The sequence below is a fragment of the Burkholderia sp. YHN3-13 genome (genome assembly GCF_055810675.1).
Window position 1 is genome coordinate 971,754 of record NZ_JBVVNQ010000001.1, and the last position, 13,127, is coordinate 984,880.

Consider the following 13,127-nt stretch of genomic DNA (forward strand, 5'->3'; position numbering starts at 1 on the left):
TCTGTGTACGAGCAACAACCGTTCCCCGCGTCACCGGGCCCGCGGCCCGACATGCAACCGGCGCGCGACGGGCCCGATCACCGCATCGGCCTGCTGCGCGATCAGCATGTGCAGCGTGAAGTCCAGGTCTTCCGGCGCGATCTCGAAATGAACGTGGATCACGTCGCGCACCGCGCGGGCGCGGACGACATACACGCCGAGCGGCGAATGCAGCAGCGCCGCGAGCCGCTCGCGCGCGTGCTCGCCGGAATCGGCTGTCAGCGTGACGGGCAACTGCAGGCGCGGGCGCGGCGGCGGCAACGGAATGACGCGGGTGCGGGTGCCGGCGCGCATTTGGCGGCCGGCGACATCGAAGGCGGGAAAGGGATGGATGAAGGTCATGGAGCGGACGGGAGCCGTCCCGGCTGTTCGACATGTCCCCAGCTTAGAAGAGACGGCATAAACGTCGTGCAAAAAAATGCCGCGGCGACGCAAAAAACGGCATGCAGAGCGCAGCGCGCCGTACCGATTCGACCCCACGCCTCCCCTGCCGCGCGACCGCTGCGCTATGCAAACGCCTCGAGCGACGCGCGCCGTCGTTCGTCGACCATCGATTCGATCAGCGACACGAGATCGTCGGTCAGCGGATCGCAGATGCCGGGCGAGCGATGCAGTTCGAGATCGGCCGCCGGCAGCGGCGGGAATCCGTCCGCCTCGCCGAGCACGCGCCAGTTCTCGGGCAGCGTGCAGCGATCGATCATCGTCACGGCCGCGCCATGGTTCACCGCGATCTTGATGCCGGTCGGGCTCTGGCTCGTATAGACGACATGACACGGCCGCTCGGCGCTCGCCAGCGCCTGCAGCCCGCGCTGCCGGTAACAGCACGTCTCGGGAAACAGCGCGAGCGGCACCGACGCCCGCGGGCCGAGTGCAAAGTCCCGATGCGCGGCCCACACGACGTCGTGACGGCCGAGCAGCCGCCCGCCCGCATTCGGCCCATGCCGCACGACGAGCGCGACGTCGAGTTCTCCGGCCTGCAGCCGGTCGAGCAACTCGAGCGACGTGCGGCAATGCACGTGCAGACGCGCCCCCGGCCGCATCGCATAGAACGACTTCAGCAGGTCGGGCAGCCACAGCTCCGCGTAGTCCTCCGGCAGTCCGAAGCGCACGACGCCTCGGTCGCTGCTCGCCTGCTTCAGCGCGAGGATCGCATCGTTCTGCACCTGGATGATCCGCCGTGCGTGGATCAGGAAGTTCTCGCCGTCGCGCGACAGTTCGAGCCGCCGGCTGTTGCGCATGAACAGATGCGTGTCGAGCCGCTCCTCGAGCGTGCGGATACGCAGGCTGATCGTCGACTGCGTGCGATGCAGTTGCCGCGCCGCCGCGGTGAAGCCGCCGCTTTCGACGACCGCGACGAATGCGCGGATCAGCTCCGGATCGAGGGAACTGAGCTTCGACCAATCGGGCTTCTGAATGGCAGCCATCGAAATTACTCGCTTTCGAAAATGGAAGGGACGACGAAAGATAGGGCTTGGAGTACGCCGATTGTTGTCCAGACGCGTCCGGCCCTCCAACCCCCGCCCGGGTATGACAAACCCGGAGCCGGTACGCGAACGCCCACCCGCCAACCCCGTCGCGCCTGCCGTCACGATGGCGGCCGCGGGCCGCCCGGCGGGCGTTTGCGCACCGGGCCCAGGGCATTCCCGGAGACGACGAAAACTCATACCTCGATCAGAAAACATCGATTCACCGGCCGCGTCGCGGCCCACCACAATCGCCTCACACCAACTTCATCGACGAGACATCGCAATGACCGCATCCCAATCCAGGCCGCTCTACATCGGCGAAGGCTTCGAAGGCCCCGGCGTCAACCTCGCGCACATCAACGTGCTGGTCGGCCCGCGCAACGGCCCGGCCGGGCAGGCGTTCGCGACCGCGCTCGCGACGCCGTCGGCCGGGCACGCGCCGTTCGTCGTGATCGCTCAGCCGGGCGTGCCGACCAAGCCGCTCACGCTGTACGTGAACAAGGCGCAGATCGCCAACGACTTCCACGGCAATGCCACGTGGGGCGCGTCGCAGGCGGGCATCGCGAAGGCCGTCGCCGAAGCGCTCGAGAACGGCACGCTGCCGCCGGAAGCGGAGAACGACTGGGTCGTCGTGTCGGCGAACTGGGTCAACCCGCGGGCCGACGACCTCGACGCGGTGTTCGAGAACAACTACCGCGCGTGCCGCAACGCGATCGTCGCCGCGATGGAAGGGCTGCCGCATCGCGATGCCGTGTTCGCCGCCGCGCGCGACGTGTCGAACCCGTTCTACACGCCGAAAAAGAACTGACGGACCCAGACAACATGCGGCCGGCGAGGCCGCTCCAGGAGGAAGCATGGAATACGTCCGCCTCGGCCAGTCCGGCCTGAAGGTGTCCCGCCTGTGTCTCGGCACGATGAACATGGGCACGCCCGAGTGGAAGCCGTGGATCTTCGACGAGGCGCAGAGCGAGCCGATCGTGCGCCGCGCGCTCGACGCCGGCGTCAACTTCGTCGATCTCGCGGACTTTTACTCGACGGGGGTCGGCGAGGAAGTCGTCGGCCGCATCCTGAAGCGCAACGCGCGCCGTGAAGAGCTCGTCGTGACGACCAAGGTCGGCTACGACATGGGCAGCTATCCGAACGCGGGCGGCCATTCGCGCAAGCACGTGCTCGACGGCATCGACGGCTCGCTCAAGCGCCTCGGGATGGATTACGTCGACATCTTCATGCTGCATTTCTTCGACGTGAACACGCCCGTCGAGGAAACGATGAGCACGCTGCACGACATCGTGCGCGCGGGCAAGGCGCGCTACATCGGCGTATCGACGATGTACACGTGGCAGTTCGCGAAGATCATGCAGGCATGCGAACGAAACGGCTGGGAAAAGCCGATCAACATGCAGCTGCAGCTCAACCTCGCGTATCGCGAGGAAGAGCGCGAGATGGTGCCGTACTGCATCGACCAGGGCGTCGGCGTGTCGGTGTTCAGCCCGCTCGCGCGCGGCCTGCTCACCTGCGAGCCGCAATCGACGCGCAACCAGACCGACTTCTTCACCGGGCAGATGTACGGCGATGTGTCGTCGCTCGCGATCGCCGCGTCTGTCGCGAAGGTCGCGAAGCGGCGCGGCGTACCGCCCGCGCAGATCGCGCAGGCCTGGGTGCTGAGTCGCCCGGGCGTCGCGAGCATGCTGGTCGGTGCGGATTCCGTCGCGCAATTCGACACGGCACTCGGCGCGCTCGAAACGCAGCTCACCGAAGACGAGCTGCACGAACTGGAGCGCAACTACACGCCGTGCGACTTGATCAACGACTACACGGCCGGCAAGCGCATTGCGCGCGAAGCGCGCCCGGCGCAGGGCAGTTTCGCGGCAGACTGAAGCACTGAGGGAACGACACACGATGAACGAATTTCTGAGGACCGGCCACTACATCGGCGGCGAATGGCATGAACCGCACGGCGCGAGCGACGCAACCTATCCGGTGCTGAACCCGGCGACCGGCGAGACGATCGCGAAGGTCGCGAAAGGCGGCGCCGACGACACGCAGCGCGCGATCGATGCGGCTTCGCACGCGTTTCCCGCGTGGCGCGCACTGACCGCGAAGGAACGCGGAGCCCGCGTGAAGCGCTGGGGCGAGCTGATGCTCGAACACCGCGACGCGCTCGCCGAATTGCTGACGCGCGAACAGGGCAAGCCGCTCGCGGAAGCACGCGGCGAAGTGGCCTATGCGGCGAGCTTTCTCGAATGGTTCGCGGAAGAAGCGAAGCGCATGTACGGCGACGTGATCCCGAGCCCGAAGCCGGATTCGCAGATCGTCGTCACGCGCGAACCCGTCGGCGTCGTCGCGGCGATCACGCCTTGGAATTTCCCGCTCGCGATGATCACGCGCAAGGCCGGCCCCGCGCTCGCCGCCGGCTGCACGATGGTGCTGAAGCCGTCCGAGGAAACGCCGCTGTCCGCGTTCGCGCTCGCGGTGCTCGCCGAACGCGCGGGCGTGCCGGCCGGCGTGTTCAACGTCGTGTCGGGCGATGCGGTCGCCATCGGCGAGACGCTGACGAGTTCGTCCGTCGTGCGCAAGCTGTCGTTCACCGGCTCGACGGGCGTCGGCAAGCTGCTCGCGAAGCAGTCGGCCGACACGCTGAAGAAGCTGTCGCTCGAACTCGGCGGCAACGCGCCGTTCATCGTGTTCGACGATGCCGATCTCGACGCGGCAGTCGTCGGCGCGATCGCGTCGAAGTTCCGCAATACGGGGCAAACCTGCGTATGCGTCAACCGCTTCCTCGTGCAGGACGGCGTGTACGACGCATTCACGCGCAAGCTGGCGGACGCCGTGCGCAAGCTGCGCGTCGGCAATGCGCTCGCCGGTGAAGTCGACCAGGGGCCGCTGATCAACGAAGCGGCGCTCGGCAAGGTCGAGCGGCACGTGGCCGATGCGACCGCGAAAGGCGCGCATGTGCTCGCCGGCGGCAAGCGTCACGCGCTCGGCGGCACGTTCTACGAGCCGACCGTACTGACCGGCATGACGCCGGACATGCTGATCGCCGAAGAAGAAACCTTCGGCCCCGTCGCGGGCTGCTTCCGCTTCGCGACCGAGGACGAAGCCGTCGCCGCGGCCAACGACACGCCGTTCGGGCTCTCCGCGTATTTCTACACGCGCGACCTCGGCCGCGCATGGCGTGTATCGGGCGCGCTGGAAAGCGGAATGGTCGGCGTCAACGACGGGATCATCTCGACCGAAGTCGCACCGTTCGGCGGCGTCAAGCAATCCGGGCTCGGCCGCGAAGGCTCGAAGTACGGCCTCGACGAATACGTGGAACTCAAGTACACGCTGATGGCCGGCCTCGGCCGCTGACCGCGCCCGGCGGTCGATCCGCGCCGCGCGCCGCCCGGCCGCGCGGCGTTTCGCACGACTCGCGCGGCGCGTCCGGCGCCCGCGCGCCTCACGCATGACAATTCCGGAGGCAGCTTGACCCAAGCCCACGTTCAATCCGGCACCGCACGCGCGCTGCCGCCGTCACGCGGCGCCGATGCGCCGCGCCGCACCGTCGCGCTCGACGACGTACCGCTCAACCGTTTCCACGTGAAGATCGCCGGCCTGACGTTCGGCGCGCATTTTACCGAGGGCTACACGCTCGGCACGATCGGCTACGCACTCGCCGCGCTCGGCAGGCAGATGCCGATCGACGCGTTCTGGATGGGAATGATCGGCTGTTCGGCGCTGATCGGCATCTTCTTCGGCAGCCTCGTGTTCGGCTGGCTGTCCGACCGCATGGGCCGGCAGAAGATCTTCCTGACGAGCTTCGTGATCATCACGGCGGCCGCGTTCGCGCAGTGCTTCGTCAGCTCGCCGCTCGAACTGTGCGTGTTGCGCGTGCTGATCGGCTTCGGGATGGGCGGCGACTTCACGGTCGGCCACGCGATCCTCGCCGAATTCTCGCCGCGCAAGCATCGGGGTGCGCTGCTCGGTTCGTTCAGCGTGATCTGGACGATCGGTTATGTAGCCGCGAACGTGCTTGGCCTCGCCTACAGCGACGTCACGCCGGACGCATGGCGCTGGCTGCTCGCGTCGGCCGCCTTGCCCGCGCTGATCGTGCTGGTGCTGCGCATCGGCACACCCGAATCGCCGCGCTGGCTGCTCGGCAAGGGCCGCGAGCGGGAAGCGCGTGCGATCGTCGCGAAGCACTTCGGGCCGCACGTGATGCTCGACGGCTCGGCCGAACCGCATGCGAATACGGGTTTTGCGCGACTGTTCCAGCACGACCTGATCCGCCGGACCGTCTTCAACTGCGCGTTCTTCGTGTGCCTCGTGATTCCGTACTTCGCGATCTACACGTTCCTGCCGACGATCCTGAAGACGATCGGCCTCGCCGAGGGCTTCGGCGCGGACCTGCTGCTGAACGGCTTCCTCGTGCTGGGCGCGCTGATCGGCATCTGGCTGACGATCCGGCTGTCGCGGCGCGGCTTCCTGATCGGCTCGTTCGCGGTGACGTGTGCGTCGCTCGCCGCGCTCGCGATGCTGCCGTCGTCGGCGGCGCTGGCGATGATCGTCGCGTTCGCGGTGTTCACGCTGACGATGTCGGCGTTCAGCAACCTCGTCGGCGTGTTCCCGCCCGAGTGCTTCCCGACCGAAGTGCGCGCAAGCGGCGTCGGCCTCGCGATCGCGTGCAGCCGGCTCGGCTCGGCGATCGGCACGTTCCTGCTGCCGGTCGGCATCGCGACGCTCGGGTTTCACGCGACGATGTTCGCGCTGGCGGGCGTGCTGCTCGTCGGGATGATCGTGTCGATCGCTTGGGCGCCCGAGACGAAGCATCTGACGCTGGAGGAGGCGTCGGGGCACTGACGGCGGAAAACGCACGGCCGCGACTCGGCCCGACGGTCCGTCCGCCGGGCTGCGCACGATCGCGTGTCGCCCCGCGTCGACGCGCCGTCTTCAACATGGGGCGCATCGATCCCGCGAAGTGCCAGTTGCCGATCTTCACGGATGCCCAGGCAGAAGCCCTGGCGCGCCGACAAACGCTGACGCACTTCGGGGTGCCCCCGGATTCGTAACCGCCGCGACGAAACGAAACCGCGCGGCGCGAACGGGTAACGATCGCGCCGCCGCCCCGTTCCCGGTAACGATCGTTCACAGATACCGAAACCCCTGCACGGCAAGGCGGGGACGGACCGAACCGACCGGCCTCCACGAACGGATCAGCCGCGCCTCGGTACCGACATCGTCACGCCTACCCCCGCTTCCCCGCCTGCTGTCGCAACCACGCGGCAAACGCAACCACATGCTCGAGCGCGACGCTCTCCGGCTCGACATCGAGCCAGTATCCGAACGGCCCGATCGGTTGCACCGGCGACAACCGAACGAGGCTGCCCTCGCCGATCTCCTCCTCGATCATGTTCAGGTCGACCACCGCGAGCCCCGCGCCCTTGCGCGCCGCGCGAATCGCCTGTTCGAGCGTGGAAAACTCGATACCGTCGCCGATCCGCGTGACCGGCATGCCCGCCTGCTCGCACCAGTCGGCCCATAGCGCGAGACGCTTGCCCTCGTGCAGCACATGCAGCGACGGCAGCCGGCCGAGCAGCACGTCGAGCGCGTCGCCGCGATAACGCGGGGCGCCGACGAGCGCATGCCGCTCCATCATCAGCAGTTCGGATTGCATTCCGGCGCGCGCCGTGCGCCCGAAGCGGATGTGGCAATGGCAATCGTCGGCCGACTCGGTGCGGATCGACAGCTCGACGTCAGGCAATGCTTCCGCGAGCGCGCCGAGGCGCGGCGAAAACCACTGCGTTGCAAACGTCGGCGGCAGCGACACCGTCAGGCGCCGCTTCGCGCCCGGCCGCGCGGCGGCGACTTCGCCGACGCCCCGCTCGATCGTGTCGAACGCCTGCCCGACGAACGGCAGCAACCGCCGGCCCGCGTCGGTCAGGCGCACGCCCTTGTGATCGCGCTCGAACAGCCGCGCGCCGAGCGCTTCCTCGAGCAGCCGGATCTGCCGGCTCACCGCGCCTTGCGTCACGCACAGCGAAACCGCCGCGCGATTGAAGCTCAGGTGACGCGCGGTCTCCTCGAAAAATCGCAGCGCGATCAACGATGGCAGGCGTCGCATGATGTGTGTCCCCTTCGTTCGTATCATTCGTATCGTTTGTATCGTTTGTATCGTTCGCCGTATCGGCGGCCGTCATGCCGTGCAAACCCGGAGGCCCGGCATCCCTCATCGCTTCAGTCGTCGCCCCCGCGCGCTCGGTCTCCCGCCTACAATAAGCATCCCGCACCAAACACGACACCGCCCCGTGAGACGCAAGATGCCGGCGCTGAATGCGCTGAAAGCCTTCGAGATGGCCGGCCGCACCGGCAGCTTCACGCGTGCGGCCGAACTGCTCAACGTGACGCAGAGCGCGGTGAGCCGCCAGGTCCGCCAGCTCGAAGGCCAGCTCGGCGAAACGCTGCTCGAGCGCCGCCATCACCAGCTCGAACTGACGGCGGCCGGCCGTGTACTGCTGCGCGCGCTGCAGCAATCGTTCGACAAGATCGAGCTCACCGTGCGCAGCCTGCAGGAAAAGACCCACCTGAACCGCCTGCGCGCGAACGTGCCGCCGACCTTCGCCGCGCGCTGGCTGATGCCGCGCCTCGGCCGGCTTCGCGACGCGCATCCCGAATTCGAACTGAGCCTGACGACCCGCATCCACGACAGCCTCGGCGAATCGCGCGTGCTCGACTGCGCGATCCGGTTCGGCGACGGCGAGTGGGACGGCTTCGACAACGCGCTGCTGATGCAGGAGCAGCATATCGCCGTCTGCGCGCCCGCGCTGTACGCGCGGCTGCGACAGGACGGCGCGCCGATCGACCTGAACCGCTTCACGCTGCTGCACGTGCTCGCGACCGACGACCAGCGCTACCTGACGTGGCAGCACTGGCTGAAGGCCGCCGGCATCGCCGACGTCGACACGCGCGGCGGCTACGAATTCGACCTGCTCGACCATGCGATCCGCGCGGCGATCGACGGTCTCGGGATCACGATCGCCGACCGCCACATGGTCGCGCGCGAGCTCGCCGCCGGGCAACTGATGCAGGTGCTCAACGTGCATGTCGACGGCCACCAGTCGTACTGGTTCGTCACGCGGCCCGAGCAGACGAACCTCCCCCACATCGTCCAGTTCCGCGACTGGCTCCAGCAGGAAGTCTGGCTCGCGAAACGCCACCTCGAACCGTCGTCGCCGCTGCCGCAGGTGCCGCTGGGCTGACCTGCGCACCGCCTCCGCGCCAGCGTCGGCCGTCGGCCGCGGGCGACACCATACCGCCTCCCGCGCGGGTCCGCACTCGGACCCGTCGGAAAATGCAACAGGGCCGCCTCCCGCGCCCGTCCCACCGCCGCCGCGGCAGCCTTGCCGGACGGGCGAATCCGGTCGATTCACCGAGTAACGTGCGTTTTTCTCATGCTCGACGCGAAAATAAGTCGTTTGTCGTGCGCTAAACGCATGAACAGAATGGCTTCTATCCCGCGCCGCGCGTGTCGCCACCCGAAGCGACCCGCCTGCATTCATCGGAGGAGTCACTTCATGCGCACCGAACGCAACTACGTGAACGGCCGTTTCGTCACCCCGCAAAGCGACGCGTTTTTCGTCGTCCACAATCCCGCCACCGAGGCGCCGTTCGCGCGCGTGCCGGCCGCCACGCCGGCCGACGTGCTCGTCGCGGTGGATGCCGCGGCCGCCGCGCAGAAGGCGTGGCGCAAGCTGCCGAGCACCGAGCGCGCGGCCTGCCTGCACCGCTTCGCCGACGCGCTGACCGCGCGCGCGCCCGACATCGGCGCGGCGCTTGCGCAGGAATCCGGCAAGAGCGTCGAGGACGCGTCGAACGAAGCCGTCTACGCGGGCCAGATCACGCGCTACCACGCCGAGTGGGCGCGCCGGATCGAAGGCGAGATCATCCCGAGCGACACGCCCGACGAGAACCTGTTCCTGCAGCGCGAGCCGATCGGCGTCGTCGCCTGCCTGATCCCGTTCAACTATCCGGTCTACACGCTGCTGCGCAAGGTCGCGCCCGCGCTGATCGCCGGCAACACCGTGGTGGTGCGACCGAGCAACCACACGCCGGTGTCCGCGTTCGAGATCGCGAAGGCCGCCGACGACGCGGGCTTCCCGCCGGGCGTCGTCAACGTCCTGACGATGGACCACGCGACGGCCGAAGCGCTGTGCACGCACCCGGCGGTCGGCATGATCACGCTGACCGGCAGCGTGAACGCGGGCCGCAAGGTACTCGACTACTGCAAGGCGAACATCGCGAAGCCGTCGCTGGAACTCGGCGGCAAGACGCCCGCGATCATCGCGCCCGACGCCGACCTCGAACGCGCGGCCGCCGCGCTCGTCGCGTCGAAGACGACCCACTGCGGCCAGCTCTGCACGGCAATCGAGCGCGTGTATGTGCACGACAGCGTGCATGACCGCTTCGTCGCACTGCTGAAGGACAAGATGAGCGCGGTACGCAGCGGCGACCGCGCGGAAGATGCCACGCGGATGGGCCCGCTCGTCAGCGCCTCGGCGCGCACGCACATCCACGGGATGGTCGAACGCGCGATCGCGGCGGGCGCGACACGCGAAACCGGCGGTGCGATCCCCGAAGGCCGCGGCTTCTTCTACCCGGCGACGCTGCTGACGAACTGCCGGCAGGACATGGAGATCGTGCAGGAGGAAACCTTCGGCCCGATCATGCCCGTGCTGCGCTACCGGACGATCGACGAGGCCATCGGCTTCGCGAACGACCACCAGTTCGGGCTGTCGTCGGTGCTCTACACCGAGAGCTACCGCACCGCGATGACCGTCGCGAACGCGATCGAGGCGGGCGAGCTGTACGTGAACCGCACGCCGGCCGATCCGTACCAGGGCTTCCACGCCGGCTGGAAACGCTCGGGCCTCGGCGGCGACGACGGCAAGCACGGGATGCTCGAATTCACGCAGACGCGCCTCGTCGTCATGAAGTACTGACGCGACGACGACGTCGCACCGTTTCCGGCGCGCGGCGCCCCCGATCCGAATCAATACAAGACCAATCTGCAGACCGCCTGGAACAGGAAGTCTGATGGAGGAAGACATCATGCCGACCCAACCGTCGACGCCCGCCGCGTCGCTCGCGTTGCACGACGACGCACACGCGCCGCGGCACGCCCGTGCGCAACGCTACCTGCAACTGCTGCTGCTCGTGATCGCCGCGGGCGCGATCTACCCGATGCTGTATCTGCGGCAGGTGTACCAGCCGACGATGCTGCAGTTCTTCCGGATCGACGACGTGCAGCTGGGCTACCTGTACTCGTCGCTCGGCACGATCTTCCTCGTCAGCTACCTGCCGAGCGGTTGGCTCGCCGACCGCCTGTCGCCGCGCTGGCTGATCTGCTTCTCGCTGCTCGCGACGGGCGCGCTCGGGCTCGTCTACGCGACCGGCCCGTCGTTCGACACGCTCGTGCTGATCTTCGGCGGCTGGGGGCTGACCACCGGCCTCACGTTCTGGGCGGCCGTGATCAAGCGCGTGAACATGATCGCGGGCCCCGACGAACAGGGCCGCTTCTTCGGGCTGCTCGACGGCGGCCGCGGGCTCGTCGAGGCACTGCTCGCGACGATCGCGATCACGCTGTTCGCGTACGTCACGCAAGCACGCGGCGGCACCGACGCGTCCGGCTTCAAGCTCGTCGTGCACCTGTACGCGTTCTTCTGCATCGCGCTCGGCATCCTGCTTGTGCTGGTGAAGGATCCGGCACGCACGGACAACCTTGCGGCGACCACGAAACGCGCGAAGGGAAACGTACTGAGCGACCTCGGGACGCTCGCGGCGATTCCCGAGCTGTGGCTCGTCGCGGCGATCGTGTTCTGCGGCTACCAGGTGTTCTGGGCAACCTACAGCTTCTCGGCATACCTGCACGAAGGCAACTTCGGTCTCAGCGCGACGGCGGCCGGCTTCATCACGACGCTCAAGCTGTGGATGCGCCCCGTCGGCGGCATCGGCGGCGGCTTCCTCGGCGACCGTGTGTCGAAAGTGTCCGTGCTGTTCTGGGCGCTGGTGCTGGCCGCGCTGTCGCTCGTCGGGCTGATCGCCGCGCCCGCGCACAGCCCGCAGGCGATGCTCGTCGTGCTCGTGCTGTTCATCGGCATCCTCACTTACGCGATCCGCGGCCTGTACTGGTCGCTGCTCGACGACTGCAAGGTGCCGACGCATTGCGCGGGCCTGGCGATCGGCCTGATCTCGGTGCTCGGCTACTCGCCCGACGTGTTCGTGCCGCTGATCAACGGCTACGTGACGCAGACCTGGCCCGGCGCGCACGGCTACCAGCTCTATTTCGGTTATATCGCGGCAATCGCGCTCTGCGGCGCGGGCGCCGCCGCGTTCCTCAAAATCCGCCTCAACCGCATCCAGGAGTCCGCATGAAGATCGTTTCGCTCGACACCCATATCGTCGCCGTGCCGCCGCCGCACGTCGGCGGGATGTACTGGATCTTCGTGAAGCTGAAGACCGACGACGGCATCGAAGGCGTCGGCGAGATCTATTCGGCGACGTTCCACCCGAAGGCGATGGGCCCGATCATCGACGACGTGTTCGACCGCTACCTGCTGAACCACGATCCGCACCACGTCGAGCGGCTGTTCCGCCAGACGTATTCGAGCGGCTTCACGCAACGCCCCGACCTGACGATGATGGGCGTCGTCAGCGGCCTCGAGATGGCGTGCTGGGACATCGTCGGCAAGGCGGCCGGCAAGCCCGTCTACGAACTGCTCGGCGGGAAGATCCACGAGCGGCTGCGCTCGTACACGTACCTGTATCCGAAGAACGCGAAGGGCGAATACGACTACGACGATCCCGATCTCGCGGCCGAATGCGCGGCCGAGAACGTCAAGCTCGGCTTCACCGCCGTCAAGTTCGATCCGGCCGGCCCGTACACGGCCTACTCGGGTCACCAGCTGTCGCTCGAAGTACTCGACCGCTGCGAACTGTTCTGCCGGCGCGTGCGCGAAGCCGTCGGCAGCAAGGCCGACCTGCTGTTCGGCACGCACGGGCAGATGGTGCCGTCGTCGGCGATCCGGCTCGCGAAGCGGCTCGAGAAGTACGACCCGCTGTGGTTCGAGGAGCCCGTGCCGCCGGGGCAGGAAGAAGCGATCGCCGACGTCGCGCGGCATACGTCGATTCCGGTCGCGGCCGGCGAGCGGCTGACGACCAAGTACGAATTCCACAAGCTGCTGCAGGCCGGCGGCGCATCGATCCTGCAACCGAACGTCGCGCGCGTGGGCGGCCTGCTCGAGGCGAAGAAGATCGCGGCGCTCGCGGAAGTGCACTACGCCCAGATCGCGCCGCACCTGTACAACGGGCCGGTGGGGGCCGCCGCGAGCATCCAGCTCGCGACCTGCACGCCGAACTTCCTGATCCAGGAAAGCATCATGACGTGGGGCGGGTTCCATTCGGAAGTCGTGAAGACGCCGATCCGCTGGGAAGACGGCTACATCATCCCGTCGAACGAGCCGGGCCTCGGCATCGAGCTCGACATGGATGTCGTGCGCCGTCACGCGCCGTACACGGGCGAGCGGCTGCACCTGCAGATGGGCGAAAAACCCGCCGACGTGAAGGATCTCGCGCCCGCGCAGGGCTGAG

Annotated in this window: 11 protein-coding genes; 8 read left to right on the forward strand and 3 right to left on the reverse strand. The window is 67.8% G+C overall.

The features are described from left to right. Positions 1-30 precede the first annotated feature (30 nt). Together AC0KUR_RS04400 and AC0KUR_RS04405 are read right to left on the reverse strand one after the other, a co-directional pair. Positions 31-381 carry a hypothetical protein gene (locus tag AC0KUR_RS04400; protein WP_034188528.1) on the reverse strand — a complete coding sequence of 117 codons (351 nt, stop codon included), beginning with the start codon at positions 379-381 and terminating at the stop codon, positions 31-33. Between the two features lie 164 nt (positions 382-545). Next, positions 546-1,463, reverse strand: coding sequence for a LysR family transcriptional regulator (locus tag AC0KUR_RS04405; RefSeq protein ID WP_049033640.1), 918 nt, complete (start codon positions 1,461-1,463; stop codon positions 546-548). 325 nt (positions 1,464-1,788) lie between these two features. On the opposite strand from AC0KUR_RS04405, the gene fae reads away from it, so the two are divergent. The 4 genes from fae (at position 1,789) to AC0KUR_RS04425 (ending at position 6,344) form a co-directional block, all read left to right on the forward strand. After that, entirely contained in the window at positions 1,789-2,313 is a 525-nt protein-coding gene (gene fae / locus AC0KUR_RS04410) for a formaldehyde-activating enzyme (protein ID WP_049033642.1), read from the forward strand. Positions 2,314-2,359: 46 nt separating this feature from the next. Beyond that, a complete protein-coding gene (locus AC0KUR_RS04415) occupies positions 2,360-3,382 on the forward strand; it encodes an aldo/keto reductase (protein ID WP_049033643.1) in 1,023 nt (340 codons plus the stop codon). A gap of 22 nt (positions 3,383-3,404) precedes the next feature. Then, entirely contained in the window at positions 3,405-4,856 is a 1,452-nt protein-coding gene (locus AC0KUR_RS04420; protein WP_473375430.1) for an NAD-dependent succinate-semialdehyde dehydrogenase, read from the forward strand. 153 nt (positions 4,857-5,009) lie between these two features. After that, positions 5,010-6,344: an MFS transporter gene (locus AC0KUR_RS04425; RefSeq protein ID WP_473375471.1), complete on the forward strand. Its 1,335-nt coding sequence runs from the start codon at positions 5,010-5,012 to the stop codon at positions 6,342-6,344. A 385-nt stretch (positions 6,345-6,729) separates the two neighbouring features. On the opposite strand, the gene AC0KUR_RS04430 is transcribed toward AC0KUR_RS04425, so the two are convergent. Continuing rightward, positions 6,730-7,605, reverse strand: a complete 876-nt coding sequence (locus AC0KUR_RS04430; RefSeq protein ID WP_473375431.1) for a LysR substrate-binding domain-containing protein — start codon at positions 7,603-7,605, stop codon at positions 6,730-6,732. 196 nt (positions 7,606-7,801) lie between these two features. Here AC0KUR_RS04430 and AC0KUR_RS04435 point away from each other — a divergent pair, with 196 nt between their 5' ends. The 4 genes from AC0KUR_RS04435 (at position 7,802) to AC0KUR_RS04450 (ending at position 13,126) form a co-directional block, all read left to right on the forward strand. Continuing rightward, a complete protein-coding gene (locus AC0KUR_RS04435) occupies positions 7,802-8,740 on the forward strand; it encodes a LysR substrate-binding domain-containing protein (RefSeq protein ID WP_049028939.1) in 939 nt (312 codons plus the stop codon). Positions 8,741-9,055: 315 nt separating this feature from the next. Continuing rightward, positions 9,056-10,480: an aldehyde dehydrogenase gene (gene aldA / locus AC0KUR_RS04440; protein WP_226252021.1), complete on the forward strand. Its 1,425-nt coding sequence runs from the start codon at positions 9,056-9,058 to the stop codon at positions 10,478-10,480. 109 nt (positions 10,481-10,589) lie between these two features. Beyond that, on the forward strand, positions 10,590-11,912 hold the full coding sequence (locus AC0KUR_RS04445; protein ID WP_473375432.1) for an MFS transporter: 1,323 nt from the start codon (positions 10,590-10,592) through the stop codon (positions 11,910-11,912). Then, positions 11,909-13,126 (forward strand): mandelate racemase/muconate lactonizing enzyme family protein, encoded by a 1,218-nt coding sequence (locus tag AC0KUR_RS04450; RefSeq protein ID WP_049028941.1) that lies wholly within the window; start codon positions 11,909-11,911, stop codon positions 13,124-13,126. Before AC0KUR_RS04445 ends, AC0KUR_RS04450 begins: the two co-directional genes overlap by 4 nt. Position 13,127 lies beyond the last annotated feature (1 nt).

Bases quoted from the DNA above. Each gene is read 5' to 3' on its own strand.
- aldA (WP_226252021.1), top strand. From the start codon at position 9,056: ATGCGCACCGAACGCAACTACGTGAACGGCCGTTTCGTCACCCCGCAA.
- AC0KUR_RS04400 (WP_034188528.1), bottom strand. From the start codon at position 381: ATGACCTTCATCCATCCCTTTCCCGCCTTCGATGTCGCCGGCCGCCAA.
- AC0KUR_RS04420 (WP_473375430.1), top strand. From the start codon at position 3,405: ATGAACGAATTTCTGAGGACCGGCCACTACATCGGCGGCGAATGGCAT.
- AC0KUR_RS04415 (WP_049033643.1), top strand. From the start codon at position 2,360: ATGGAATACGTCCGCCTCGGCCAGTCCGGCCTGAAGGTGTCCCGCCTG.
- AC0KUR_RS04405 (WP_049033640.1), bottom strand. From the start codon at position 1,463: ATGGCTGCCATTCAGAAGCCCGATTGGTCGAAGCTCAGTTCCCTCGAT.
- AC0KUR_RS04445 (WP_473375432.1), top strand. From the start codon at position 10,590: ATGCCGACCCAACCGTCGACGCCCGCCGCGTCGCTCGCGTTGCACGAC.
- AC0KUR_RS04430 (WP_473375431.1), bottom strand. From the start codon at position 7,605: ATGCGACGCCTGCCATCGTTGATCGCGCTGCGATTTTTCGAGGAGACC.
- AC0KUR_RS04450 (WP_049028941.1), top strand. From the start codon at position 11,909: ATGAAGATCGTTTCGCTCGACACCCATATCGTCGCCGTGCCGCCGCCG.
- fae (WP_049033642.1), top strand. From the start codon at position 1,789: ATGACCGCATCCCAATCCAGGCCGCTCTACATCGGCGAAGGCTTCGAA.
- AC0KUR_RS04435 (WP_049028939.1), top strand. From the start codon at position 7,802: ATGCCGGCGCTGAATGCGCTGAAAGCCTTCGAGATGGCCGGCCGCACC.